At 65.9% G+C, this 25,921-nt stretch carries 23 protein-coding genes and 1 tRNA gene; 6 read left to right on the forward strand and 18 right to left on the reverse strand.

What is annotated here, in order from left to right; all coding sequences use genetic code 11:
* Positions 1 to 604: 604 nt before the first annotated feature.
* The 5 genes from ACTNAU_RS09985 to pdxS form a co-directional block, all read right to left on the reverse strand.
* Positions 605 to 1,822, reverse strand: a complete 1,218-nt coding sequence (locus tag ACTNAU_RS09985) for a YibE/F family protein (RefSeq protein ID WP_441098345.1) — start codon at positions 1,820 to 1,822, stop codon at positions 605 to 607.
* Between the two features lie 413 nt (positions 1,823 to 2,235).
* A complete protein-coding gene (locus ACTNAU_RS09990; protein WP_441098346.1) occupies positions 2,236 to 4,113 on the reverse strand; it encodes a DUF3825 domain-containing protein in 1,878 nt (625 codons plus the stop codon).
* Positions 4,114 to 4,414: 301 nt separating this feature from the next.
* Positions 4,415 to 5,554, reverse strand: a complete 1,140-nt coding sequence (locus ACTNAU_RS09995; protein WP_441098347.1) for a hypothetical protein — start codon at positions 5,552 to 5,554, stop codon at positions 4,415 to 4,417.
* A 186-nt stretch (positions 5,555 to 5,740) separates the two neighbouring features.
* Positions 5,741 to 6,316 (reverse strand): pyridoxal 5'-phosphate synthase glutaminase subunit PdxT, encoded by a 576-nt coding sequence (gene pdxT / locus ACTNAU_RS10000; RefSeq protein ID WP_059005271.1) that lies wholly within the window; start codon positions 6,314 to 6,316, stop codon positions 5,741 to 5,743.
* A gap of 1 nt (position 6,317) precedes the next feature.
* On the reverse strand, positions 6,318 to 7,196 hold the full coding sequence (gene pdxS, locus ACTNAU_RS10005) for a pyridoxal 5'-phosphate synthase lyase subunit PdxS (RefSeq protein WP_044993025.1): 879 nt from the start codon (positions 7,194 to 7,196) through the stop codon (positions 6,318 to 6,320).
* Positions 7,197 to 7,316: 120 nt separating this feature from the next.
* Here pdxS and pdxR point away from each other — a divergent pair, with 120 nt between their 5' ends.
* A complete protein-coding gene (gene pdxR, locus ACTNAU_RS10010; protein WP_441098348.1) occupies positions 7,317 to 8,684 on the forward strand; it encodes a MocR-like pyridoxine biosynthesis transcription factor PdxR in 1,368 nt (455 codons plus the stop codon).
* A gap of 63 nt (positions 8,685 to 8,747) precedes the next feature.
* Positions 8,748 to 9,077 (forward strand): rhodanese-like domain-containing protein, encoded by a 330-nt coding sequence (locus ACTNAU_RS10015; RefSeq protein ID WP_216401663.1) that lies wholly within the window; start codon positions 8,748 to 8,750, stop codon positions 9,075 to 9,077.
* Between the two features lie 967 nt (positions 9,078 to 10,044).
* Here ACTNAU_RS10015 and putP read toward each other — a convergent pair.
* Complete coding sequence (gene putP, locus ACTNAU_RS10020) at positions 10,045 to 11,487, reverse strand: sodium/proline symporter PutP (RefSeq protein ID WP_207721321.1); 1,443 nt, start codon at positions 11,485 to 11,487, stop codon at positions 10,045 to 10,047.
* A gap of 216 nt (positions 11,488 to 11,703) precedes the next feature.
* On the opposite strand from putP, the gene ACTNAU_RS10025 reads away from it, so the two are divergent.
* Positions 11,704 to 12,144 carry a GNAT family N-acetyltransferase gene (locus ACTNAU_RS10025; RefSeq protein ID WP_021659840.1) on the forward strand — a complete coding sequence of 147 codons (441 nt, stop codon included), beginning with the start codon at positions 11,704 to 11,706 and terminating at the stop codon, positions 12,142 to 12,144.
* Positions 12,145 to 12,912: 768 nt separating this feature from the next.
* On the opposite strand, the gene ACTNAU_RS10030 is transcribed toward ACTNAU_RS10025, so the two are convergent.
* The 10 genes from ACTNAU_RS10030 to ACTNAU_RS10075 all read right to left on the reverse strand — a co-directional run bounded on the left by ACTNAU_RS10030 (position 12,913) and on the right by ACTNAU_RS10075 (position 21,685).
* Positions 12,913 to 13,470, reverse strand: a complete 558-nt coding sequence (locus ACTNAU_RS10030; RefSeq protein ID WP_185916183.1) for a hypothetical protein — start codon at positions 13,468 to 13,470, stop codon at positions 12,913 to 12,915.
* Positions 13,471 to 13,497: 27 nt separating this feature from the next.
* Positions 13,498 to 15,852 (reverse strand): endonuclease MutS2, encoded by a 2,355-nt coding sequence (locus ACTNAU_RS10035; RefSeq protein WP_441098349.1) that lies wholly within the window; start codon positions 15,850 to 15,852, stop codon positions 13,498 to 13,500.
* Between the two features lie 79 nt (positions 15,853 to 15,931).
* The gene (gene recO, locus ACTNAU_RS10040) at positions 15,932 to 16,681 is read right to left on the reverse strand and encodes a DNA repair protein RecO (RefSeq protein WP_082671823.1); all 750 of its coding nucleotides are present in this window, start codon (positions 16,679 to 16,681) and stop codon (positions 15,932 to 15,934) included.
* Positions 16,629 to 16,790, reverse strand: a complete 162-nt coding sequence (locus ACTNAU_RS10045) for a hypothetical protein (protein ID WP_216401658.1) — start codon at positions 16,788 to 16,790, stop codon at positions 16,629 to 16,631. Before ACTNAU_RS10045 ends, recO begins: the two co-directional genes overlap by 53 nt.
* A 160-nt stretch (positions 16,791 to 16,950) precedes the next feature.
* Positions 16,951 to 17,862 (reverse strand): GTPase Era, encoded by a 912-nt coding sequence (gene era, locus ACTNAU_RS10050; RefSeq protein WP_021659323.1) that lies wholly within the window; start codon positions 17,860 to 17,862, stop codon positions 16,951 to 16,953.
* 9 nt (positions 17,863 to 17,871) lie between these two features.
* Positions 17,872 to 18,363: a diacylglycerol kinase family protein gene (locus ACTNAU_RS10055; RefSeq protein WP_441098350.1), complete on the reverse strand. Its 492-nt coding sequence runs from the start codon at positions 18,361 to 18,363 to the stop codon at positions 17,872 to 17,874.
* A complete protein-coding gene (gene ybeY / locus ACTNAU_RS10060; protein WP_044991953.1) occupies positions 18,360 to 18,860 on the reverse strand; it encodes an rRNA maturation RNase YbeY in 501 nt (166 codons plus the stop codon). Before ybeY ends, ACTNAU_RS10055 begins: the two co-directional genes overlap by 4 nt.
* A gap of 72 nt (positions 18,861 to 18,932) precedes the next feature.
* Positions 18,933 to 19,907 carry a PhoH family protein gene (locus tag ACTNAU_RS10065; RefSeq protein WP_441098351.1) on the reverse strand — a complete coding sequence of 325 codons (975 nt, stop codon included), beginning with the start codon at positions 19,905 to 19,907 and terminating at the stop codon, positions 18,933 to 18,935.
* Between the two features lie 281 nt (positions 19,908 to 20,188).
* On the reverse strand, positions 20,189 to 21,364 hold the full coding sequence (locus ACTNAU_RS10070; protein ID WP_441098352.1) for a sporulation protein YqfD: 1,176 nt from the start codon (positions 21,362 to 21,364) through the stop codon (positions 20,189 to 20,191).
* A 21-nt stretch (positions 21,365 to 21,385) separates the two neighbouring features.
* Positions 21,386 to 21,685 carry a YabP/YqfC family sporulation protein gene (locus tag ACTNAU_RS10075; RefSeq protein WP_441098353.1) on the reverse strand — a complete coding sequence of 100 codons (300 nt, stop codon included), beginning with the start codon at positions 21,683 to 21,685 and terminating at the stop codon, positions 21,386 to 21,388.
* Positions 21,686 to 21,888: 203 nt separating this feature from the next.
* Between ACTNAU_RS10075 and ACTNAU_RS10080 the strand changes: the two genes are divergently transcribed.
* Positions 21,889 to 22,980 (forward strand): hypothetical protein, encoded by a 1,092-nt coding sequence (locus ACTNAU_RS10080; protein WP_441098354.1) that lies wholly within the window; start codon positions 21,889 to 21,891, stop codon positions 22,978 to 22,980.
* A 46-nt stretch (positions 22,981 to 23,026) separates the two neighbouring features.
* On the forward strand, positions 23,027 to 23,245 hold the full coding sequence (locus tag ACTNAU_RS10085) for a hypothetical protein (RefSeq protein ID WP_216401653.1): 219 nt from the start codon (positions 23,027 to 23,029) through the stop codon (positions 23,243 to 23,245).
* A gap of 540 nt (positions 23,246 to 23,785) precedes the next feature.
* Here ACTNAU_RS10085 and ACTNAU_RS10090 read toward each other — a convergent pair.
* Both ACTNAU_RS10090 and ACTNAU_RS10095 read right to left on the reverse strand, forming a co-directional pair.
* Positions 23,786 to 24,139: a hypothetical protein gene (locus tag ACTNAU_RS10090; protein WP_185916179.1), complete on the reverse strand. Its 354-nt coding sequence runs from the start codon at positions 24,137 to 24,139 to the stop codon at positions 23,786 to 23,788.
* Between the two features lie 39 nt (positions 24,140 to 24,178).
* A complete protein-coding gene (locus ACTNAU_RS10095) occupies positions 24,179 to 25,012 on the reverse strand; it encodes an SGNH/GDSL hydrolase family protein (protein WP_441098355.1) in 834 nt (277 codons plus the stop codon).
* A gap of 141 nt (positions 25,013 to 25,153) precedes the next feature.
* Here ACTNAU_RS10095 and ACTNAU_RS10100 point away from each other — a divergent pair.
* Positions 25,154 to 25,229 (forward strand) — tRNA-Thr (locus ACTNAU_RS10100).
* Positions 25,230 to 25,921: the final 692 nt, after the last annotated feature.

Raw genomic sequence — 25,921 nt, forward strand, 5'->3', positions numbered from 1 at the left:
GGGCCGCACTGCCATCCGCTCCCGACCCGGCCGTCTTTCCCCGCCCAGGCGGGCCGTGTCCAGAGGGGCAGCGCCACCATCCACTCCCATCCCGGCCGTCTTCCCCGCCCAAGTGGGCCGTGTCCGGAGGAGCAGCACTGCCATCCGCTCCCATCCCGACTGTCTCCCCGCCCAGGCGGGCCGTCCGGAAGGGAAGCACTGCCATCCGCTCCCATCCCGACTGTCTCCCCGCCCAGGCGGGCCGTCCGGAGGGGCAACGCCGCCATCTGCTCCCGACCCGACTGTCTCCCCGCCCAGGCGGGCCGTGTCCGGAAGGGCAGCGCCGCCATCCACTCCCGACCCGGCCGTCTCCCCGCCCAAGTGGGCCGTGTCCGGAGGGGCCGCACTGCCATCTGCTCCCAGCGTCCACCCCCTTCCCCACAGGGGCACTTTCCCCCGCGCCTCCCCCCTTGCCGGCAGCCCCCTAAAAAAGAAGGAGGGGCGGCGGTCCCGGTGCCCTCCGCACCAGCACCGCCGCCCCTTGGCCGCTTCTCCCATTTGGCCCCGCCCGCGCCGCAACAGCCTGCCCGCCGGGGCGCGCCAGAGCATGTAAAGTCTATCCCCTTTATAGATTTGGCAGGTCCTCCCAGCTGGCCCGCCGGGGCGCCTCCTCGGCTTTTTTGGCGCCGTCCTCCCCCTCGCCTCCCCGGTGGCCGTAGAGCAGCCCGCAGATCAGGGAGGTGGCAGGGATGGTCAGGAGGATGCCGAAGCTGCCCACCAGCGCCTGCAAGATCTCCACCACGATCATCTCCCGGTTGAGGATGTAGAGCAGGGAGTCGTTGTAGGCAAAGAGGAGGAGCACCACCGACAGGGAGCTGCCGATGTAGGCCAGCACCAGGGTATTGGCCATGGTGCCCAGGATGTCCCGCCCGATGGTGTAGCCCGAGCGCACCAGGCTGTGAAAACTCGATTGGGGCAGCTTCCGCTTGATTTCGTAGAGAGAGGCGGCGATGTCCACCGCCACGTCCATGATGGCCCCCACCGCGCCGATGATGATGGCCCCAAAGATGATGGCCTTCAGATCCAGCGGCTTTTCCCCGTTGAGGTACATCAAAAACATCGAGTTCTCGTCCACCATCCCCGTCAGGCGGATGATCTTGTCCATCCCAAAGGTCAGCAGCCCGGTGATCAGCACCCCCGCCGCGCAACCCAGCCCGGCGGCCAGGCTCTTGCGGCCCGGCCCGTTGACGATGAGCAGGGTCATCACCACGATGAAGGCGCAGACCAAAATGGCCCAGAGATAGACGTTTTGGCCCGAGAGGATGGCGGGCACAAAGACCGCGAAGATGGCGGCGATGGTGAAGCCCAGGGAGAGGATGGTGTTGACCCCCTTGGCCCGCCCAAAGGCAAAGAGCACTAGGCAGAACACCGCGCCCAGCCAAATCAGGGCGTCGCTGCGCACCCGCTCGGCCCAGATCCAGTCGGTGTCGGCCTGCTCGTCGGGGTTGTGGGTCAGCAGCACCTTGTCCCCCGCCTGCACCTGGTCGGGCTGCCCGCCCATGAGGGGGTCGAGCTGCTGCTTGGCAAAGAGCACCTGCCCCTTGCGCGCCCCGGCGAGCACCTCCCCTTTGAAGTAGGTGCTGTCCTGGGTGGTCTGGGTGATCCCGTCGATGACCACCTGGCTGGGCACCCGGGCGGTGATCTCCACCACCCGCACCTTCACCGTCTCGGCGGCGGCCCCATCGCCCTGCAGCGCCAGGTCCTCGGTGGCGATCTTGTTGCCGCCCCAGAGCAGCAGCACCGAGCAGAGCACCGTCAGCAGGTAGATCAGTTTCTGCTTCACGCGTCCGTCCTCCCTCTCTTCCGTCCGCCACGGCGGGCGGGCAATATTATACCAGTATACCGTCCCGCCGCCGCCCCCGTCAACCGCCGGGCAATGTCAAATTTCCCCGCCGGGCAACAAAAAAGAGGGCTATCCCGCCCCCTCTTTCGCCGTCGCCGCCAAAGGGGGGCGAACAGCCGCTTTGCCCGCCGCTCCCACACGGCCGCCGCGAGCGCGCCCCTGCGCAGCCCCGCCCAGATAGGCGGCGCTCCCCCCCTGCAGAGAGTCGGAACAGCGCCCCAAAAAGTCCCCTCTTCCCCGCAAAATCCCCCGCAGGAAAGCGGGAGCACCTCTTTCCCAAGGCCCCCTCTTCGCCTTCCCCCGCAGTCAGCCACCCCGGCGGTCCATCTGCTCGCGCCGCCCTCTCTGCCGGCCTAGTCCTCCTCCCCCGCGGCCGCGGCGGCGCTGGTGTCCAGCCAGTCGCTGTCGGGCCGGCAGAGGAGCCGGGCGTCGATGTAGGCCTCCCGCAGGGGGAGGATGGTCTGCCCCTGGTAGTTGCCCGACTGGGTCAGCTCCACCACCAGCGCCACGTCCACCCGGTCGTCGCGCAGCAGGGCCAGGGGGAGCATCAAACTCATCACATTGCGGGTGGGGAAGAAGCAGGGCAGGGCGGTCTTGAAGTTCCACCGCACCCGCTTCTTGGCCAGTTCCACCGCCTCGTCCACCCGGCTGCAGATGCGGCGAAAGTGCTTGTCGCCGCTGTCCAAAAAGGCCCGCAACTGGTCGTAGAGGGCCTTTTGCTCCCCGGGACGGCCCTCCCGCAGCCCGCAGAGCACCGGGCGCATCTCCCCGCTGTCGTAGAGCACCTCCTCCAAAAAGTCCAGGGGGAGGCGGTTGACGTTGTCCACAATGATGTGGTGGCGGTCGAGGATCAGCTCCCGCTCCAGGTCGTAGAGCAGGTCCTCCTTGCGGCGGAAGTAGCTGGCCGCCTGGGGCAGGGGGTTGAAGCTGTCCACCAGCCGCTTGCCCGCCCCCCGCGAGCCGGCGGTGCAGAAGCAGTCAAAGGCCCAGGGGGTCTTTTCCGGCTGGGCGTTGGGGAGGAAACAGGCGTAGATCTCCTCGTAGGTGTGGTCCACCAGCCCGGTGTTGAAGGCCGCGAACTCCCGCCGCCCCTCCCGCTCGAGGATGCAGACCTTCCCCTCCTGCTTGAGTCGGTAGAAGGTGTACTTGATGTAGCGCACCAAAATGGAGTAGTCGTCGGCGTTGTCCCGCGAAAAGCTCCAGCGCTCGGGCAGGGCCATCTGGGCCAGGGTGCGCAGGAACTCGGTCATGTTCCCCAGGTAGGCGAACTTGCCCAGCTCGTCCCCGGGGCGGCTGTTGTCCCGGTCGTAGCCCACCCAGTTGACATACCAGCCGTAGCTGCCGCCGGGGCTGGCCTCTTTGAAGGAGGCGACCACCCCTTCGCCGGTGGTGCCGGTGAGGGTGGTGTCGAAAAACCAGGCGTCCCCCCGGCGCTCGATCCGGTCGCCCCGGTAGGCCGCCCGGTACCCCTCCATCAGCTGGGCGGTCTGCTGGTGGCTCAAATAGCCGCCCCGCAGGCCGGTGAGCAGGTAGTTGGCGTTCTGCGCCGCCGCCTTGGTTAGGAAGATGTTCCCCTCCATCCCCTCGGGGAGGGGGCGCTCTCCCCCGCCGCTCGGGGGCGTCCCCCCGGGGGTGGCCGCCGGCTCCTTCGGCGCGGCAGGGGTCGCCGGCGCGCCCGGCGCCGCCTCGTACCGGGGGCAGGGGCGCAGCACCACCTCCACCACCGGCGGGCTGAACTCCTCCCGGGTCAGCAGCTGGGCAAACTCCTCCAGCTGCTCAAAGGCGGTCTTCATCTTGTACACCCCCAAGCTGGCCTTGGTGTACCCGGCGGCGATCAGGTCGCTGCTGGCCTGGGCCAGGGCGATGGGCTCCCCAAAGGGGTGCAGCCCCGTCAGCAGCCGGTAGATCTCCCCCCGCACCTCCTCCGAGAGGGCGGTCGCCTCGGGCCGCAGCTCCCCGCCGATGCGGTATTTCAGGTAACAGGGCCGGTCCCGGGCCGGGTTGCTGTTTTTCACCAGCAAGATCTCCACCCCGCCGTCCAGGGAAAAGCCGAGGCCCTCCCCCTCCCGCCGCAGGGTGCCGCCCGCCCGGGCGCCCTCGTAGGCCGCGCAGAGCCGCTCGAAGAGGGGCCCCTCCTCTACCTGTAACCGCTTTGCCAGGGAGTGGACCATCTCCCGGCCGATCAGTTCTTCCAGTGGGCAGTCCTCCCACCGCATCTCCTCGCCGTCCATCCATCTGCTCCTTTGCCGCAAAATCGGCCGCCCTCCGGCGGCGCTCAAACTGGTTTTATTGTACCATCATCCGCCGGCAGTGACAAGGCGCAGCCCGTCCCGGCGGGGGGCTCTATTGAAAGGGGTTTGAGCCCTTCTCCCGCCCTCGACAGTCACGTATTTCCCCGGCAAATCGAACATCAAAAGAGTTGTCACTTCCCCTGTGTCCTCTAAAAAAGAGGGGAAGAGCGGCTCTCCCTCTTCCCCTCTCCGTTTCCTTTAAGCCGTACAGGCAGCGCCCAACTGTTTTGCTACTCCCGTCTCAGCCGGGAAGCGTCTCCTCTTCCACGGCCCTGATGCCGCAAATAATCGAGCGAACGACTTCCATAAAGTCTCGGTACACCTGCTCATCCAGCAATTTTGAGAGCAAAAAGCTAAAACGTCCCCCCTCCGCCTTTTTTCCCGGAATAGCAACGCCCAAGGCCGCTTCAAACCGCTCTTTAAGTGGCCGCCTCCCCTCAACCGTGTCATAGGGGGCCTTAAAGTAGCAAAACTCGATCTCCGCAAAAACGCCCTTCTTCCACGGGTAGATGCTGACGAGCTGCGACTTGGCGCACTTGCCGTCGCAGATTGCCACAATGCTGGAATGGGTGTGCCCCTTGCCAAACCAGATCCTGCACCCCATCTCCGCAAAGTCCTCCATGGCGCGGGCCGCCAAATCCCTCGCGTCCGATCCGCCCACCCGCTCCACATCCTCCAAAAAGGAATCGCGGTCCCACTCCCGCTTTTCGGGCTTCTTGACATCGTCCGCCTGGACGGTCTGACCGACCGCCCTGGAAACAACGATCCTCCGCCCGTCGCCGGAGAAGTACTGCTTGATCTCCAGGCCCAAAATCTCGGTGTTGACCATCTGGTTGTTGAGGAATTCGATGATGCGCAGCAGCGTCTTGGGGATTTGGTCGGCCACAAATAAAAGGCGCACCTTTCCAGCGCGCAGATGGTCGCCGACTTCTGTCCAAAACGCCTCCACCTGCGTCTCATCAAAGCCCCAGTCGTCTTCCAGGGTGCGGGCGTGCCCCCCTTTTTCGTAGAGCTGGCGGATGTCGGCAACACTCCAGTACTCGGTCGCATTGGCCGCGTAGTCCAGCATCTGCCCCACCACCTCCCGCCGGATCCGGGTGTCGGTCGAGCGCTTTACCTCCACAAAGGTGGGGATTCCGTTCTGGTCGATAAACAGGTGGTCCAAGTACCACTGGCTGCCCCCCTTCTCTGTCTCCGGGACCCCCATCTCCCGCGAAATCAGCACAAAGCGCAGCGCGTCTTCCGGCGCGATCTGTCCCCCCGCGAGGATGGCGGGGTGCCTCTCGATCAGCCTCTGAAAATCGTCCTCCGAGGGGTAGGGCGTCTCTCTCACCTCGACCAGGTCGCCCGCCTCTCCCTCTAAAAAAATCGTGTCGGCCATGTTCCCTCTCTCCCCCTGCGCACATCCTTTGGTCGGCGTGCATTTTACCCTATTTTATCACATTTTCCATCTGGCCACCAGCTCCCGCTCTCCCCACCCGCTGCCGGACTGCCCCCTCCCCCCAAACCGGGCAAAAAAGGGGGGCGTGCCGCCCGCAGGCAGCGCGTCCCCCTTTCCGTTTCCCCCTCACAGTGAGAGGAAGTAGCGGTAAAAATCCAGGTCTCCGGTGAGTTCCGGGTGAAAGGCGGTGGCCAGCAGCCGCCCCTGGCGGGCCGCCGCGATCTGCCCCCGCACCCGGCAGAGCACCTGGGCCCGCGGCCCCACCCGCTCGATCCAGGGGGCGCGGATGAAGACCAGCGCCCGCTCCTCGGGTCCCACCTCGGCGATCGCCTGGCGGGCGGTAAAGCTGTCCAACTGGCTGCCAAAGGCGTTTCGCCGCACGGCGATGTCCATCGCCCCCAGGTGGGGGTCCTCCCCCACCACCTCGCCGGCCAGGAGGATGGCCCCGGCGCAGGTGCCCCAGGCGGGCATCCCCTCCGCCAGCCGGCCCTTCAGCGGCTCCCAGAGACCGGCGCGCCGCAGCAGCCGGCTCTGGGCGGTGCTCTCCCCGCCGGGCAGGATCAGCGCCTCGGCCCGCGCCAGGTCGGCCGGGGTCTTCACCGGCAGGGGCCGCACCCCCTCCAGCCGCCCCAGGCAGGCCAGGTGCTCGGCAAAGGAGCCCTGCAGGGCCAGCACCCCGACGGTCCTCTCTCCCCCCGCCATCCTACCAGCCCCGGTTCTCCATCCGCTGGCTCTCGGGGATCTGGGAGATCTCCACGCCGCGGATGGCCTCCCCCAGATCGCGGGACACCTCGGCGATGATCTTGGGGTCGTTATAGTAGGTGGTGGCGGTGACGATGGCCTTGGCCCGCCGCTCCGGGTTCTCCGAGCGGAAGATGCCCGAGCCCACGAACACCCCCTCGCTGCCCAGCACCATCATCAGGGCCGCGTCGGCCGGGGTGGCCACCCCGCCGGCGGCAAAGTTGACCACCGGCAGCCGCCCCTCTTCGGCCACCTGGCAGACCAGCTCGTAGGGCGCGCCGATCTCCTTGGCAAAGCTCATCCGCTCCTCTTTCGGCAGGGAGCACAGCCGGGCGATCTCCTCGCTCATGCAGCGCTGGTGGCGCACCGCCTCGACGATGTTGCCGGTGCCCGCCTCCCCCTTGGTGCGGATCATGGCCGCCCCCTCGCCGATGCGGCGCAGGGCCTCCCCCAGATTGCGGGCGCCGCAGACAAAGGGCACCGCAAAGGCCCGCTTGTCCAGGTGGAAGCGGTCGTCCGCCGGGGTGAGCACCTCGCTCTCGTCGATGAAGTCGATCTTCATGGCCTCCAGCACCCGGGCCTCCACAATGTGGCCGATGCGGGCCTTGGCCATCACCGGGATGGAGACGGCCGCCTGGATCTCGGCGATCATCTTGGGGTCGCTCATCCGGGCCACGCCCCCCTCCCGGCGGATGTCCGAGGGCACCCGCTCCAGGGCCATCACCGCCACCGCGCCCGCCTCCTGGGCAATCTCCGCCTCCCGGGGATTGGTCACGTCCATGATCACCCCGCCCTTGAGCATCTGGGCCAGGTTCCGGTTCATCTGTTCGCGCTCTGTCATCTCACGCTCTCCTCTCGTCGCCCCCAAGGCGGGGGTTGCATTTGGTATGGGGCCATTGTACAATCATACTGTTCCCTTGAAAATATACAATTTTATTATTTTTAGTAAGGGCAGTTTGCAATGGAGAGTTTTGTTTTCGCAGTGGACCGCGCCAAGCCGGAGCCCCTCTACGCCCAGCTCACCGGGGCGGTGCGGCGGGCGGTGGCGGCCGGGCAGCTCCCCGCCGGGGCGCAGCTCCCCTCGATCCGCGCCCTCAGCGCCAGCTTGGAGGTCAGCAAGACCACGGTGGAGAGCGCCTACGCCCAGCTCCTGGCCGAGGGCTATATCGCCAGCCGCCCGGGCAGCGGCTACACCGTCTCCCCCCTGGGGGCGGTGCCCCCCCTCCACCCGTCCGGGTCCGCCGGGCCCGCCGCCGTCCCCGCCTCCCCCGTGCGCTACGACTTTGCCGCCAGCGCGGTGGACGCCTCCCTCTTTGACCGCCGCCTCTGGAAGCGCTACCTGGGCCGGGCGCTGGAGACCCAGGCCGCCATGACCAGCTACGGCGACAGCCAGGGGGAACCCGCCCTCCGCCGGGCCCTCTGCGAGTACACCCGCCGCTCCCGCGGGGCCGTCTGCACCCCCGAGAGCCTGGTGGTGGGGGCCGGGGTGCAGAGCCTGCTGCAGATTTTTTGCACCCTGCTGGGGCGGGACGGGCGGCCCATCGGGGTGGAGCACCCGGGCTTTTTGCAGGCCGAACAGGTCTTTTTCGACCACGGCTTCCCCGCCGAGCCCTTCTCCCTGGAAAAGCTCCTCGCCCGCCGGGAGAGCCCCTACCCCGCCATCTACCTGAACCCCTCCTCCCCCTACCGGGGCCGCCCCCTCGCCGCCGGAGAGAAGCTCCGCCTCCTGACCTGGTGCCAGCAGACCGGCACCTACCTGTTGGAGGACGACTACAACGGCGAGTTCCGCTACGCCAAACAGCCGGTGCCCGCCCTGCAGGGGCTGGCCGAGAACGACCGGGTGGTCTACCTGGGCTCCTTCTCCCGGCTGCTGCTCCCCTCCATCCGCATCAGCTACATGGCCCTGCCCCAGCCCCTGCTGGCGCGCTACCTCCCCCTCAAGGGCCGCTACAACCCCAGTTGCTCCACCCTGGAGCAGTTGGCCCTGGCGGGGCTGATCGCCGACGGCCACCTGGCCCGCCAGATCGGGCGGATGCGCCGCCTCTACGCCGAGAAGAGCCGGCTGCTGCGCCAGTGCCTCGCCGCCTCCTTCGGCCCCCTCTGCCGCCCCGGCAGCTTTGCCAGCGCCCTCCAGCTCACCGCCCGGCTGGAGCTGGGGGAGAGCGCCGCCTCCCTCTGCCAGCGGGCCCTGGCCGCCGGGGTCAAACTGCGCCCGGTGCCCCCCTTGACCCCGGGGGAACGCCCCCAGGTGCTCTTCTCCATCTCCGCCATCCCCCGGGAGGAGATCGCCCCGGCGGTGGAGGCCCTGCGGGCCTGTTGGCTGCCCTGAGCGGTCCCCTTTTTCCCCCTCTCTCATAGGATGGGGCAGCCATAGGAGAGAGGAGGCGTATACATGCCGCAACAAGAGCTGTTTCAGGACATCACCCCCCAGGCGGCCCGGGCCCTGATGCAGGCCCACCCCGAGGCGGTGATCCTCGACGTGCGGGGCCCGCAGGAGTACCGCTCCCGGCACATCCCGGGGGCCCTCAACCTGCCCCTGGAAAAACTGGTGGAGCAGGCCCCCACCCTGCTGCCCAACAAGGACGCCCTGCTTTTGGTCTACTGCCAGATCGGGGTGCGCAGCCTGCGGGCCAGCGCCCTGCTGGCCGGCCTGGGCTACCGCCGGGTCTGCCACTTCGGCGGGATCGACCGCTGGCCCTACGACACGGTGTCCGGCAGGTAGGGCCCGCCGCCAAGCCCCTATCTGCACAGCGAACGCCCCCGGACAGCCGACTGCTTGCCGCCTGTCCGGGGGCGTCTCTTACCGCCCGATGCGCACCCGGGCAGCATACTCCCCGCGCCCGGCCAACACATCCCCGCCTGCGCCCCTCGCGCCCCCGTGAAAGCTCTGGCACGGCGGGCAAATCCCCTTTCAAGACCCAGCCCTCGCATCAGAAAAACATCCTTTTTCCCCACAACCCGACCGGCAGAGAAAAAGGGGTGTCCCAACCGCCATCTGTTCCCCGCACTTCTCTGCGGCAAACGGACAAAAAGGGCCGCCCGACCACCGGGAAGACTCTTCCCCGAAAGACCTCCTGCCCACTCGGGCCCTGTGGACAAATATCCCCCCATTGGCAGCGACTGGGCTCCTCTTCCAACCAACACCGATTTTCTGCACTGTCCGCGACAAACCGGCCAAAAGGGGCTCCCGGCGGCAAAACAGCTTCCCCTACGCCAAACCACATCCCTGTCCGTGTTCTGTGACCAAGTGCCCGCCCAACCCGGCAGCGGTGGCCCCTTTCCCCACCAGCACCAATTCCCCGCGCCTGTGGCAAATCAACTGCAAGCGACCACCTGGCCGCAGAACAGCTCCTCCTGCGCAAAGCCGCCCACCTGCTGGGATACACTGCCAAGCCCCCGCCCAACCGGCAGCAGAGGGACCTCTCTCCACCCAGCGCCGGTCCCCCACAGCCCATCCGCGGCCAACCGGCAAAGACTCGGCCGCCCGACCACCGGGCATCCCCTTCCCCGCACCCCAGCTCCACCCAAACCACTCGGCCGGACCCCTGCCTGTTTTTCCCTCTCCTCCCCCACCACAGGGGGGCAGAGACCCGTCCCTTTCCTGCCCGACCGTCGCCCTTTTCCCACAACCCAACAAAAAAAGCCAGCCCCCGCAGGGACTGGCTCTCTTTCATTTTGATTCCGCTTGTCTACCGCGCCTTGGAGGCCCGCTCAAAGAGGTCGGTCACCTCTCTGCCCGGGGCCTTGTCGCAGAGGGAGACGACCACCACCAGCGCCAGGGCCAGGAAGAACCCAGGGATCAGCGAGTAGAGGCCGGTGGCCTTGCAGACCGGCAGGTTCTCCCACAGCAGCACCACGGCGCCGCCCGAGACCATCCCGGCGATGGCGCCCTTGAGGGTCATCCGCTTCCAGAAGAGGGAGAGCAGGATCACCGGCCCAAAGGCCGCGCCAAACCCGGCCCAGGCGTAGGAGACCAGCCCCATCACCGAGCTGGTGGGGTCCAGCGCCAGCAGGTAGGCCAGCACCGACACGGCGATGACCGCCCCCCGGCTGACCCACATCAGCTCCTTGTCGCTGGCCTGGGGGCGCAGCAGGGGCTTGTAAAAGTCGTTGGAGACCGCCGAGGCGGTGACCAGCAGCTGGCTGTCGGCGGTGCTCATCACCGCCGCGAGGATAGCCGAGAGCAGCACCCCCGCCAGCAGCCCCGGGGCCAGCCGGCCCACCATCTGCATAAAGATGACCTCGGCCGCCGCGCTGTCGGCGTAGACGATCCCCTCCTGGGTCAGGTAGACATACCCCACCATGCCGATGACCACCGCCGCCGTCAGGGAGATGACCACCCAGATCATGGCGATGAGGCGGGAGCGCTTGATGAGGGAGCGGCTCTTGATGGCCATGAAGCGGGTGAGGATGTGGGGCATCCCGAAGTAGCCCAGCCCCCAGGCCAGGCTGGAGATGATGGCCGTGAAGGAGAGGGCCCCCTGGGGGCTGTTGAAGAAGCTGGTGAAACTCCCCCCGGCGATGGATGTCAGGGTGGAGAGGGAGAAGTCGGGCACGTTCATCACCGCCAGCACCGGCACCAGCACAATGGCACAGAACATGAGGATGCCCTGGATCAGGTCGGTCCAGCAGACGGCCAAAAAGCCCCCCAAGAAGGTGTAGGCGATGATGATGAGCGCGCCGATGGTGAGGGCGGCCACATAGCTGTCCATCCCCAGCACGTACATGAAGAGTTTGGCCCCGGCGTTAAAGGCCGACGCGGTGTAGACCAGGAAGAAGACGAAGATGATGACCGCGCAGCACAGCCGCAGCACCTTGGACTTGCTCATAAAGCGGTTTTCCAGGTACTCGGGGATGGTGATGGCGTCGCCCGACAGCTCGGTAAAGCTGCGCAGCCGCCCGGCCACCACCTTCCAGTTGAGGTAGGTGCCCAGCCCCAGGCCAATGGCGATCCAGGAGGCCGAGAGCCCCGAGATGTAGGCCGCCGCGGGCAGCCCCATGAGCAGCCACCCGCTCATGTCCGAGGCCTGGGCGCTGATGGCGGTGACCCAGCTGCCCAGGCCCCGCCCGCCCAAAAAGTAGTCGGACAGGTTGTTTGATTTGTTGAAAAAGAACACCCCGATCCCCACCATCAACAGCAGGTAGAGAACGAAGGTGATCAGTGTGGTGACACTGACTTCCACAGAAAAATCCCCCTCTTTTCAGATCGTTGCCGCGCCCGGACCCGAGGGCCCGGCGCAGAGATATTTGTATTATACCTTTTTTTGAACCCAACCGCAATGTTCGATTTGGAATATTGTAAAACCTGTGGTATAATGGCGGTCAAATGCCGAAAAGGAGGGCAAAAAATGAATATACGAGACTTCGCCCATGCAGATCGAGACACATTTCTCACCCTCTCGCGGGCCTTCTACCACACCGACGCCACCGATCACGACATCCCCGACGCCTACCGGGAGAAGACCTTCGCGCTGGCGGTGGAGAAAAGCCCCTATGTGCGGGGCCTGCTGCTGGAGGAGGGGGGCGCCCCCGCGGGCTACGCCCTGCTCTCCCTCTCCCACACCTGCGAGTACGGCGGCCTGTTGGTGCTGCTGGAAGAGCTCTACGTCGACCCGGCCTTTCAGGGCAGGGGGCTCGGCCGGGCCTTTTTTGACTGGCTCTTCACCGAGTACCGCGAGGCGGCGGCCTTCCGATTGGATGTGACTGCCGAGAACGAGGGGGCCATCCGCCTCTACGGGCGGCAGGGCTTTCAGTTCCTCCCCTACCGCTGCATGGTCAAACCCAACTGACTTTTCCTCTCCAGAGCGCCAAAAGCGGCGGTCGGCCCACCCGGGCCGGCCCCCGCTTTCTCTATTCTGTCCGCCCCCGCTGCGGCGGGCCTTTTGGAGGCGCAAAACGCCGCGGGCCGTCCCCGCCCCAGCGGCCGACAGGGCCCCCCTTCCCTCTCCGCCAGCCTGCAGGTGGAAAAAGTCTGCCCGCGCCCGCATTTTCAAGTGCAGTTCCCTCGGCTCCGCCCCCGGCAGTTCCAAGGGGCTTCTCTCCCCCCGACCCGATCGAAGCCACCGGCCACCCCGCCGGTGTGCGCCACCTTTAAAAGGAGGCCATGCGGGCTTTGCCCCCGAGGGCATCGATTGCACCCCGTCCGCCGCCACCGGCCAACCAGCAAGCTGGGCCGCCCTCTCTTGCGCCTTTCGCGCCCTTCCTCTCACTCCTCCCTCCGGCAGAGCCGGAGAACAGGGTGCCAACGGGACCGCTGCGACCGCTCACACATCCGCTCGCCCGCTCCGGCCACATAAGGGCCCGGCGCCGGCAGGCAGGCGAAGACCCGCCGAAATTTCGCTTCCCCTGCACTTGCACTGCCTGCCCTATGGCCCGTTCTTCCGTTCTTGTGACATCCCCTTTGGGTCGTCCCTCCGCCGCTGGCAGTCCGCTCCGCTCAATGCCGCAGCAAACGCCTCTTTTTGGACATCTCTCCCGGCGTCTCCCGCCGACAAAATAAAAAAGAGGGCCCGGCGCACCCCGCGCCGGGCCTCCCTCTCTCTTTTGCTCCCCTCGGCCTACTGCTGGCTCTCCCCCTCTTTGCGCCGGCCGGCCAGGCGGTGGAGCCACTCCAGCACCGCCGAAGGGCTCGCCTGGCCGCCCAGCTTCTGCTGGCAGTGGTCGGCCAGCAGGGAGAGGAGGGCGAAGATGGCCGCCGAGAAGAAAAACCCCAGGGCCAGCCCCTCCATCACCTGCATCAGGGGGGCCATCCGCAGGGTGGCCTCCTGCAGGACGGTGTCGCTGAAGGCCACCTGCACCGTCCCCCGACTGGCAAAGAAGCGCAGCAGGTAGCAGGCGGCCGCCAACAGGGTGAAGACGGCGGTGGCCAGCCGCAGGCTCACCGTCCAGCGCTGCAGGCGGCGAATCTCCTTTTGCACCGGGTCGCCGTAGAGGGTGTAGCAGTAGGCCGCCAGGCAGACCGGCTGCCCCATCTTCCGGCGGATGCGCCAGTCCCGCATCCCGGCGGCCCGCTTCTCCTCGATCTCGCGGCGCAGGTCCGCCTCGATGAGGGCCTTGTCCCCCTCGGGCAGGTCGATTTTCTTGAGGGTCTTTTGCAGATAGGTGTCCATCTTCACCGGCGATTCCTCCCTTTTTTGAGCCCTTTATTTGAGGGTGGCAATGGTGACCCCCGCCTCCCCCTCGCCAAAGGTGCCCAGCCGAAACCCGGCCACGTTCTTGTGCCGCTTGAGGTAGCTGTGGATGCCGGCGCGCAGGGCCCCGGTCCCCTTGCCGTGGATGATGGAGATCTGCTCCATCCCCGAGAGGACGGCCCGGTCGATGAAGCCGTCCAGCTCCATCACCGCCTCGTCCACGCTCTGGCCCCGCAGGTCGATCTCCAGGGCCGCGCGGCGGGTCTTCTGGCTGCTGCCCGCCACCCGGCGGGCGCTGCGCTCGCCGCTCTTGGGCATCTTCTTGCCCGAGAGGCGAACGTCCTTCATCTTCACCCGGGTCTTGATGGCCCCGGTCTGGATGGTCACGTCCTCGCCCTTGATCTCCACCACCTCGGCGGGGGTGTTCATCTCCCGCAGGGTGACCACGTCCCCCACCTTCAGGGGGCGGGGCAGGGTGTAGTGGTCGTCCACCTGGGGCTGGCTGCCGGCCACGTCGTAGAGTTTGTCCACCCGGTTGCGCACCGCGCCGGGGGTGAGGGCGGCGTCCTTCTTGCGGTTTCGCTCCTTGATTTCAGCGATGACCGCCTCCGCCTCCCGCTTGGTCTGCTCAATGACCCGCTGGGCGGCGATGTGGGCCTCCTCCGCCTCCTGCTTGGCCGCTTTGAGCTGGCGGTAGAGCTCCTTCTCGGCGTACTCCTGCTGGCGCTTTTGCTTGGCGGCGTACTGCTCGGCCCGCTCCAACTGGCGGGTGAGCTCGCTGCGCTTCTGCTCCAGGCTCTCGATGACGTCCTCGAACTTGATGTCGTCCTTTTGAATGTAGCCCCGCGCCGCGTCCAGCACCATCCTGCTCATCCCCAGCTTGCCGGCGATGGCAAAGGCGTTGGAGCGCCCCGGCACCCCCACGATGAGGCGGTAGGTGGGGCGCAGGCTCTCCACGTCGAACTCGCAGCTGGCGTTCTCCACCCGCGGCTCCTTCAGGGCGTACATCTTCAGCTCCGCGTAGTGGGTGGAGGCGGCGGTGCGGCAGCGGGCCGCGCGCAGGTGTTCCAGCACGGCGATGGCCAGGGCTGCCCCCTCGGTGGGGTCGGTCCCCGCCCCCAGCTCGTCCAGCAGCACCAGGGAGCCCCGGCCCGCCTCCTTGAGCAGCCCGATGATGTTGACCATGTGGGAGGAGAAGGTGGACAGGCTCTGCTCGATGGACTGCTCGTCGCCGATGTCGGCGTAGACGTGGGCGAAGTAGTCCACCCGGCTCCCCTTCTTGGCGGGGATGAGCAGCCCGCTCTTGGCCATGAGGGCAAAGAGCCCCAGGGTCTTGAGACAGACGGTCTTGCCGCCGGTGTTGGGCCCGGTGATGACCAGGGTGTCGAAGTCCCGCCCCAGGGAGATGTCGATGGGCACCACGTCCCCGGCGGCGATCAGGGGGTGGCGGGCCCCCCGCAGGTCGATCTGCTGCTCGTCCCCCATCTCGGGGGCGGTGCAGTCCAGGGCCTTGGCCAGCTTGGCCTTGGCCAGCAGCAGGTCGATGGCGGCCAGCAGGTCGTAGTCGGCCAGCAGGTCGGCCTTGCAGGAGACCACCAGCTCGGTGAGCTCCTGAAGGATGCGCTCGATCTCCTCCTGCTCCTTGCCCCGCAGCATCCGCACCTCGTTGTTCAGGTCCACCACCGCCATCGGCTCCACAAAGAGGGTGGCCCCGCTCTGGGAGGCGTCGTGCACCAGCCCGGGCACCTGGGTGCGAAACTCGCTCTTGACCGGCAGCACAAAGCGCCCGTCCCGCATGGTGACCAGGGCCTCCTGGAGGTATTTCTGCTGGGAGGAGGAGCGGAGGATGTCCTCCAGCTTCTCCCGCGCCCGGTTCTGGGCCCGCAGGATCCCCCGGCGGATGGAGTGCAGCTCCGGGCTGGCCGAGTCGGCCAGCTCCTCCTCGTTCAAGATGGCGTCCCCCAGGCGGCGGTAGATGCCGTCGTGAAAGGTCAGGTAGGCAAAGTAGGGGTCCAGCAGCCCGCTGCCCACCTGGCGGCTGTTCTTGTACCAGTCCTGCACGGCGCGGCAGGCGCCCAGCAGCTTGCGCACCCCCAAAAGCTCCTTGATGGAGAGCACCCCGCCCTTGTCCGCCCGGGTCAGGGGGCGGGAGAGGTCGCTCACCCGCCCCACCCCGGGGTCGCCGTAGCGCAGCAGCAGGGTGTACATCTCGTCGGTACGCGCCAGCGCCTCCCTGGCCTCGTCGGCCGAGGGGCAGAGCAGGTCCTCAAAGGAGAGGGTCTCGTTTTTCTCGCAAAAGGTCTTTTTTTGCAGCTGGAACAAAATCTTGTCGAACTCCAGCGTCTTGTAGTGTTTTTCCGCGTTCAATGGTCGTATCCTCACTGTGGCGCGGCGGCGGGCAGCGCTCTGCCCTGCCGCCGGTGGGTGGTCCTCGCAGGCGGCCCCCTCACAGGGACTTCAAAAAGTCCAGCGCCTGAAAGCCCCCCTCGGTCTGGCAGAGCAGGTACTGCTCGGCCAGCCGGGCCAGGGCCGCCCCGGTCTCGGGCTCGACGCGAAAGTTGAAGAGGGCCGAAAAATCGCTGTAGATGATGTGGCGCATGGCCGCCAGCAGCCCCGGGGAGAGGGGGACATACCGCCCCCCGTCGCCGGGCTGGGCGCAGTCGCGGCAGAGGAGGTTGCCGTTTTGGGGGGAGAAGAGCATCCCCCCGGCGCACTCGTACCCGCCGCAGCGGCAGCAGCCCACCAAATCGGGCATGTAGCCGCTCATGGCCAGCAGCCGCAGCTCAAACAGGGCCTTGAGCAGCAGCCGGTCGCGCTTTTTGGCGTCCAAAAAGTGCAGGGTGTTCAAAAGCAGCCGCAGATGGCCCGAGAGGTCGGGCTCGTCGGGGCTCAGGCGGCGGATGAGCTCCAAAAAGTAGACGGCGGTGGAGAGGTCCACCACGTCCTTTCGCAGGTTCCAAAACTGGTTGAGGACCTTGGCGTCCTCGATTATGTACATCGCCTTTCCCTCGTAGAGGGAAAAGCTGGAATAGGTCAGCAGTCCGGTGGCGCTGACGAGCTTGCTCTTGACCCGCATGGCCCCCTTGGCCGAGGCCGAGACGATGCCCGCCCGGTCGGTGAGCAGGTGGACGATCTTGTCCGCCTCACCGACCTGCACTTCGCGGATCACGATCCCGCACATCTGTGTATAGGCCATCTTCGACCTCCCCGGTGCGCTCCTTGGCCTGCCGGTAGCGCAGGTAGTCCCCCACGCTGCCGGTCATCTCAAACTGGGCCCAGAGCTGCTGGCTCTCGTCGGTATACACGGCGACCCCCCCTTTTTTTGACCTCTGCAAAACTAGCATCGGCCCCTGGGGGGAAGATTAGTCCTGTCAAAAACAGGTTCGCCGTTTTGGCGGAAAACCGGCGGCCGCCGGGGGTGATTTTTGGCGGCCCCCGGCCGCTGCTCTGCGCCCAAAAGGGCTTTTATTCGACCTTGAGGCCGAAGTTTTGGATCAGCCGGTCCTTGTTTCGCCAGTCCTCTTTCACCTTGACCCAGCACTGCAAGTTGACCTGGCAGCCCAAAAAGGCCTCGATGTCCTGGCGGGACTGGGTGAGGATCTTTTTGAGCATCGAGCCGCCCTTGCCGATGAGCATCCCCTTGTGGTTGGGCCGCTCGCAGTAGAGGGTGCAGTCGATGTCCACCAGATCCTTTTTGCCCTCCCGCTCGGCAAACTTCTCCACCACCACCGCGGTGCCGTGGGGGATCTCCTGGGCGGTGTTGCGCAGGATCTTCTCCCGCACGATCTCGGCCACGATCACCCGCTCGGGCTGGTCGGTAAAGGCGTCGTCGGGGAAGAAGTGGGGGCTCTCGGAGGCGTATCCCTCCAGGGCGCGCACCAGCTCCTCCACCCCGTCATTTTGAAGGGCGGAGGTGTAAAACACCTCGGCAAAGGGGTATTTCTCGGTGAACTGGGCGGTGCGCAGCAGCAGGGACTCCTTGTTTGACACCGTGTCCACCTTGTTGACGCAGAGGATCGCCGGCGCCCCCGACTGGCGGATGCTGGCCAGCAAGCTCTCCTCGGCGGCGCCGATGGGGCCCTCGGGCTCCACCACCAGCACCTGCACGTCCACGTCGCCGATGGACTGGGTCACCGCCCGGTTCATCTGCTCGCTGAGCTTGGTCTTGCCCTTGTGCAGCCCCGGGGTGTCGATGAAGACCAGCTGGGTCGCCCCCCGGGTGAGCACCCCGGTGATGCGGGTGCGGGTGGTCTGGGGCTTGTCCGAGACGATGGCCACCTTCTCCCCCACCACGGCGTTGAGAAGGGAGGACTTGCCCACGTTGGGCCTGCCCACCAAGCTGACAAAGACCGATTTGCTGATTGGTTGTTCCGTCATATTTTCTCCTTAAAAATGGGTTTTATCGTCTTTTCTTTTCCCGCCGCAAAGGACAAAGAGCCCCAGCGCGGCGAGGAGGGCCAGGGCCGCCCCGGCCCCCAGCGGGGTCCTGATCGCCGCCCCGAGGGCGCGAAGCCCCGCCGGGTCGGCAAAGAGGCAGACCCCCGCGCCCGCGGCAAAAACCGCGCAGGCCAGCACCCCGCCCGCCGCCGCGTCCTTGACCCAGCCGATGGCGCGGTCCCTGTCCGGGCAGACCCGGTCGCAGAGCCGCTCGACGGCGGTGTTGAGGAGCTCGGCCCCCCAGACCAGCCCGCAGGCCAGAAAGAGGAGGGCCCAGTCCCCCCGGTCAAAGGGGTAGAAGGGGGCCAGGGAAAAGACCAGCGCGGTGGCCGCCAGATGGATGCGCAGGTTGCGCTCGGCCCGCAGGGCCCGCCAGAGCCCGCGGCCGGCGCAGGCGAAGCTGCGGCCCAGGGCCGCCGGGCGGTGGGGGCGCAAGATCACTCCTCGCTGACGTAACTGGCGTCCCGGGGCAGGCCCAGCTGCAGCATGATGGCCTCTTCCTTCTCCCGCATCCGCACCTGCTCCATCCCCCCGGCCACGTGGTCGTAGCCCAGGATGTGCAGCATCGAGTGGACGGTGAGGAAGGCGATCTCCCGCTGCAGGGAGTGGCCGTAGATCTCGGCTTGCAGCACCGCCTTCTCGGCCGAGATCACCACGTCGCCCAGCACGTAGGCGCCGGTCTCCCGGTTCTTGTCGAACTTGCCGTTTTCCCCCAGGGGAAAGGAGAGGACGTCGGTGGAGATGTCCTTGCCCCGGTACTCGGCGTTGAGCTCCTGGATCTGCTCGTTGTCCACAAAGGTGACGCTCACCTCGGCGGGACCCGCAAATTTCTCGGCGGTCAAAACGGCGTTGCAGGCCCGGCGGACCAGCAGCCGCAGCCCGGAGGGCAGTTTGACCTTCTTCTGGCGGTTGGTGATGGATACCTTTACGAGAGCCATGTTCATTCTCCTTCGCTTATTTTGTCGTCCTGTCACAGAACCTCTCGCCGGGGAGGGCCCGGCCGGGAGGGACTACTCCTCTTTTCCCTCGGGGGTGCGGCGGTAATACGCCTCGTAGGCGCGGATGATCTCCATCACCAGGCGGTGGCGGACCACGTCCTTCTCGGTGAAGTAGATCTGCTCGATCCCCTTGATGCCCTTGACGATGTCGGCCGAGACCACCAGGCCGCTCTTTTTCTTCTCCGGCAGGTCGATCTGGGTGACGTCGCCGGTGACCACCGCCTTGGAGCCCGCCCCCAGCCGGGTGAGGAACATCTTCATCTGCTCGGGGGTGGTGTTCTGCGCCTCGTCGAGGATGATGAAGGAGTCGTTGAGGGTGCGCCCCCGCATATAGGCCAGGGGCGCCACCTCGATGCTCCCCCGCTCCTGGTACTTGTAAAAGCTCTCGGCGCCCAGCATTTCAAAGAGGGCGTCGTAGAGGGGCCGCAGGTAGGGGTCGACCTTGGTCTGCAGATCGCCGGGGAGGAATCCCAGCTTCTCCCCCGCCTCCACCGCCGGGCGGGTGAGGATGATCTTGCTCACGTCCCCGGCCTTGAAGGCCTTTACGGCCATGGCCACCGCCAGGTAGGTCTTGCCGGTGCCCGCCGGGCCGATGCCGAAGACGATGCTGTTTTTGGAGATGGCCTCGACGTATTTCTTCTGGCCGAAGGTCTTGGCCTTCACCGGCTTGCCCTTGGCCGTCAGGCAGACCACCCCCGGCTGGGCCTGGGGGGGCACCTCGTCCAGGCCGCCGCCCACCATCTCCAGGGTGTAGCCCACGTTCTGTTCGTCCAGCGGGGTGCCGCTTTTCAGGATGAGCAGCAGGTTTTCCACCGCCTTTTGGGCCAGGTGGGCCTGCTCTCTCTCCCCGGTGATGTGCAGGGCCCCGTCCCGGGCGGTGAGTTTGACCAAAAAGCGCCCCTCGATGCGGCGGGCGTTCTCGTCCAGGTTGCCAAAGAGGGCCGCCAGCTGGACCGGGTCGAGGTTTTCCAGTACGATGTCTTCCATTCAAAACTTCCTTTTTTTCAACGCTGTCTGCGGCGAGGGGAATGGGCGCGCCGCCGCCCCGGGCCCAAAAGAGAGGCGCCCGACACAAGGGAGATTGGGCTCCTTTGCCGCCAAATAGCCCTCTCAGGGGCGGATTTTAGAAAATATGGCATAAAAACTGAACGTTTTGTTTGAAATTCTAATAATTGTTCACATATTCCTAGCACATTATATCACACAATTGGGGGTTATAACAGGTTTTTTCTGAAATTTTCAGAAAAAATTCCAAATTTCGTCCCCCGCTACCGCTGCACCGCCTGTTCCTGGGCGATGTCCTGCTCGCAGGTGAGGGTGAAGGTGGCGCGAAAGGCGCCGTCCCCCATCTCGCCGCCGGTCTGGCGGATCTGCACCTCCTTGCCCTGGTAGTGGCTGTCGGCGTACTCCTGGGCGCGGGCCTGGGCCTGCCCGAGGGCCTCTTCCTCGCCCAGTTCCCGGCTGCCCACCTCCACCGGGGTGATGTGCTGGGTGTGCCAGGTGATGGGCAGGGTCAGCCCGAAGAGGGAGAGCTCCTGCCGCTCCACCTCCGAGAGGTAGTCCCCCTCCAACTTGCCGGGGAAAAACAAGGGCACCTTGAAGCCCAAGATCTCCAGCACATGGCGGTTTTTGACCTTTCCCACCGGGGTCTTGACCAGCTCGGTGAGGGGGATCTCAAAGGTGACCTCCTCCTCGGTCTCGGCAAAGACCTGGCCCTGGCTGTGCTTGAAGAGTGCCTTGCCCCAGCGGTCCTCGTAGACCCCGGTGACCAGCAGCTGCCCCTCGGTGACGTACTCCCCCACCTTGACGGCGGCGTTCCCCTCCAGCGCCAGCACCCGGGTGATGCGGCCCTTCTTGGCGGCCACCAGGTTGCAGGGCTGCGAGGGGTCCACCACCGGCAGCTTCTCCCTGACCTCCTTGACCTCCACCACCACGGTGGTGCCCATGTTGCTGATGGAGATGCTCGAGAGGCCGGGCAGCAGCACCATGGTGCGCTCCTCGACCGACTTGAGGTCGATTTTTTTGATGTTTGCCCCCCGCTTGATCCCCGACTCGGCCACCGCCTGCACGATCTGCTCGCTGCTCACCGCCTCGTTGCCCACCACCTCGATGGTCCAGCACAGCCGGGACATCCACCCCAGAAAGAGGCAGAAGAGGAGGATGCCCAGCGCCACCCCCACCCGCTTGCGGTAGCGGTGCAGCCAGAAGGGGGCGCCCCTCTTCTCCTGCACCCGGATGCGCACCCCGGTGGCCCGGGCCAGCCGGTGCATCCGCTTGTAGTCCCCCGCCACGGTGTAGCAGTCAAAGCCGTCCTCCCGCTTCTGGGTGCCCCAGAGGCGCAGGCCGTTTTTGTAGACCAAATTGATGAACCGCTCACTGAAGATCCCCCGCAGGGTGAAGCGGACCGTCCCCAGCAGCCAGCGGATAAATCGAACCAGATACAACCTTCTCTCTCCCCTCTCTTCTCACCGCAGGTACTCGATGCTGACAAACACCCCCTCCACCACCGCGTCGGAGTCGTTCATGCACTTGAGACTCAGGTCCTCCCCCTCAAACTTCACCGACATCTTCCCCAGGTTGAGGACGATGACGTTCTCGTCGTATTCCAGCACCCCTTTGCAGCCCTCCACCACCGCCTCGGTGTTGCCCAGTATCTCGATGCGGCTGTCGGTCAGGTGGGCGCTCTGGGCCAGCTTCTGTGTATCCACAAGCAGGCGAAAGGGCTTTTTCTCGGCCTTTTTGCCCGTGGGTCTGCGTCTGTTCATGTCGATCCCCTCCCCCTCATATATATTGACAGGCTGCGGCTTTTATTATTGCCCCTGCCGCCCCCCGCAAAGAGGGGCAGGCGGGGGCGGCCGCAGGGGCGAAAGGAGGGCGGCATCCCCCCTCCCCTTCGCCCCGCAAAAAAAGGCCCCTTCCCGCCCGCTGGGGCGGCAAGGGGCAGAAAAAAGAAAAAGGAGCGGATCGAATGGAGCGGATCAAGGCGGGGGCGAGGGACCTCTGGCAGGGCAGCCTCTGCATCCTCCTGCTGTGGGGCATCCTCTTTCGGGGCAGCTACGCCAAGGACGGCATCCTGCGGGGGCTCACCTCCTGCTATCAGGTCATCATCCCCGCCCTCTTCCCCTTTCTGGTGGTCTCCCACCTCATCATGGGCTCCCGCCTCTCCCTGGCGCTGGAGGCCCTCTTCTCCCCCGTCAGCCGCTTCCTCTTTCGCAGCGGGCGGCAGGGCGGGGCCATCTTCTCCATGGCCATGATCGGCGGCTTTCCGGTGGGGCCCAAGCTGCTGCGGGGGGCGGTGGACCGGGGGGAACTGGACCGGGGGGAGGCCCGGCGGCTGGCCCTCTTCTGCGTGGCCCCGGCCCCGGCCTTCGTCATCACCGGGGTCGGGGGCGGGATGTTTCACAGCATGCAGTTGGGGGCGGTCCTCTACCTCTGCTCTGTGCTGGGGGCCGTCCTCACCGGGACCCTCCTCTCCCGCCGGGGGCCCAAAAGGGGGAAGAAGGGGCACGCCCCCGCCCATCAGCCCCGCCAGTTCGAGCCCTTTTCGGCGGTCTTTGTGCAGGCGGTGAGCAGCTCGGTGCAGTCGCTGCTCTCCATCTGCGGCTACGTCATCCTCTTCTCGGCCCTGCTGCAACTGCTGGGCGGCTGCCTCCCCCTGCCCGACGGGGGGAAGGCCCTCCTCTCCGGGCTCCTCGAAATCACCAGCGGATGCCTCACCGCCGCCGCCCTGCCGGGGCGGCTGGGGCCCTACCTGGCGGCCTTCTTCTTGGGGTTTTGCGGCCTCTCGGCGGTCTGCCAGATGCAGTTTTGCCTGGGCGACCTCGCCTCCATCGGCAAGCTACTGGGGGCGCGGCTGCTCTGTGGGGGGCTGGTGCTGGGGCTCTTCTCTCTCTTCTTTGAGCTCCTCCCCTCCCCGGCAGTAGACGTCTTTTTCTCCTCCACCCCGCCCCGGCTGGACGGGGCGGTCAACGCCCCCCTCACCTCGGTTTTGCTGCTGCTGTTCTGCCTGGCGGCCCTCTTCACCCTCTCCCGCAAGAGCCGGGTGCTGCTGGACAAATAGGCCCCCCCTTGTTACAATAGGTAAAAAGACGAGAGGGGGGAGCGCCGTGTTTCGGCCCAAACTGTTCGGAAAGAAGATCGAGCCCAACTGCATCTACTGCCAGCACGGCAAGGCCGCGCCGGGGGAACAGATGGTCCTCTGCATCAAAAAAGGGGTGGTCTCCCCCTACTACTCCTGCAAAAAATTCCTCTACGACCCCCTCAAAAGGGAGCCGCGGCCCCGGCCGCCCAAGCCCCGCTTCTCGCCCGAGGACTTCTCCCTCTAGGCCCGCCCCCAATCAAATCGCGCCGACGGCTCCGCCCCCCACCGGGCGCGGGCCGTTTTTTTGTCCCCACCGCCGCGGATACGGCCGGGAGGCGGCGCTCCTATCCTTCCTTTTCATCCTCCCTCCAAATCCCTCCCCCTGAAAGAAATTGCCCCCCGGGTCTGCCGGTGAATCCGCTTGGAAAATCGCCGCAAAACCGCCCTCAAAAGGGCGTGGACCACCGCCGAGCGCCGGGGGCAAAAGCCCGCAGACCGCCCCGCAAACAGCAGGCGCCTTTCCCCGCCCGCAGTGCGTTGGTGAGACCGCTCACCCCCGTCCTCTCTTCCCCTTCTCGGACAAAAGAGCACACGGTCGGGAAAATGCCGATAGGCAGGCACACCCCTCCTCAAAAGGGCATTCCCCTCTGCCCGCCTTCCTTTCTCCCGGGAAGAGGAACCGCCGGAGAGAAAAACCGAGCGCACCCTCTTTCCCCCTCTCCCGCGCGCAAAAAGCCCCCGGCCACGAGAGGGCCGGGGGCAAATTTTCTAAGCGGTTGGCGCGCTAGAGGGAGATGGTGTCCAAAATCAAAATCAGGGCCAGGATCACCGAGAAGCCGATGCCCAAAATCAGGTGGGCGTTGCGGGTGCGCTTGGAGAGGATGGCCTGAGACAGCAGGGCGATCAGCCCGCAGGCCAGGGCCAGGGCCACCACCATCAAAATCAAATACCACTGCATCGGCCGCAGCGCCCCCACCAGGCGCGCCAGACGGGTGGAGAACGCCATCCCCAACAGGTGGGCGGCGGGGACGATGACGATGGGGATCACCGGCAGGGCGTAGTTGTTGCGGCCGGTGCGCACCTCGATCACGCAGATGGCGCAGACGATAATGATGATGGACCAGCATTCAAAGGTCATGGTCTTCCCTCTCTCAAAACAAGTGTTTGGGCAGCCGGCTCACCCGACTGTGTGGGTAAAGATGTAGTCGGCCCAGGCGTCGGCCGCCCCGTCGGCCAGGGTGAGGGAGCCGTCCCGCAGCCCCACGGCATGGGCCCCCGAAAGCACCTGGGCGCTGTCCAGCAGATAGACCTCTTTTTCGGCGCAGAGGGCGCTCAGTTGGCGGTTGTACTCCTCCACCTTGGTGTTTTGGTAGTTGGGGTGATCCCCCTGGGTGGCGGCGTCAAAATAGGGCAGGGTCGAGAGGACGATGGTCGCCTTGGGGTGCTGCTGGCGCAGCCGGTCGACAAAGTCGCCCAGGGATTTGACCATGTCCTCGGCCGAGAGCCAGGACACCCCGTTGGCCCCCACCAGCAGGTAGATCTTGCCCGGATCGGCCGCCTTGATGGCCGCCAGGGCAGTGGCGTCCTCCGCCCCCCCGGAAGAAAAGAGCCGCCCCGACTGCAGCAGGGTGGGGTTGAGCCGCTCGGAGGAGAGGAAGGTGCCGTTCCCCCCAAAGGCCCCCGCCCCGGCCAGTTGGGCGGTGAGTCCGTCGCCCACAAAGACCGCATCTTTAAAGTAGCGGGCCCGCTGGGCGTCCCGCAGAGGGAGCAGGGGGACAAACCCCTCCTCTCCCCCCACGGCGGTGGAAGCGCTGGAGCCGCCGTCCTGCCGGTAGGCATTGGCCTCGCCCTGTTTGAGGTTTTTCTGCCCCTCCCCCCGGGGCCAGAAAAGGGCGGCCAGGCAGACACAGAGAAACGCCCCCAAAGAGAGGACCAGCGCGCGCCGGGCGCGCCCCCCCTTGGGGACGATATGCACTTGAGGGGTCGAAAAGAGCTTGGATCGTCTGCGCATGGGGCCCTCCGCTCAACTGGAAATGGTTGGTCTGACATGCTTATTATATACGATTGCTCTCCATTTTTAAACCCCTGCCCCTTGACGAAAGCAAAAAAATACGCGATAATAGATAGCGCCGACTTCGGCCGGCAAACCGATGCTACTGTGGCTCAGTTGGTAGAGCAGCGCACTCGTAATGCGCAGGCCGCCGGTTCGAGTCCGGCCAGTAGCTCCAGATTGGGTCTGGACGCAATGCGCGTTCGGGCTCTTTTCTTTTGCTTGAATCGAAGCGCTCGCACTGAGAGCTGGACATCCTTTTTGCAATTTAGATCCAGTCGAGGGTCCCAACGCAAAAATCGCATTTGGGGCTTTTTCTTTTATTTTGGTTTGTACTCGCGCTAAGTGCCGGGTACCTACTTTAGCAACACCTCCCAGTAGTCGGCCATCGCGCCCAAAACGCACTTCCCTTCGCGGGGTGCATTTTGTTTTTGTCTTCACCCGTTCTGGGCCTTTTTAACATTTTTCAGCGGCAATCCACCTTCCCCCAGTGTCGACCTCGCCCTGTGAAATCCGGTTTGCCCCGCACCTGCCTTTTAAATGGCCGTCTCTTTGGACAGCGCTTCCCACAACTGTGTCCAGCGAGCCGCGCCGCCCTTTCTGTGTTGCCGGGGACAGGGGGCGACATCTGCCGCGCCATCGACACGGCAATCCCCTTCCTTGGCGCCCATCGCGGCGGTCCCCCATCTCACGGCGGCAGACAGGGCCCAGCCCTCCCCTTGTCCGCCGTGTCTTTGCACATTCATGACCGCCTGCGCGGGCGGCAAGCGCATCCTCAAACTGTGAGGGAAGGGCGCGCCCTCCCTCCCGGCAGGGGCCGCCCCCCTCCCCCCGCACGCAAACACAGAAAGTGGCCCGGCAGAAATATCT

The organism is Bittarella sp. HCP28S3_D9 (assembly GCF_052065655.1).
Lineage (GTDB): Bacteria > Bacillota > Clostridia > Oscillospirales > Ruminococcaceae > Bittarella > Bittarella massiliensis.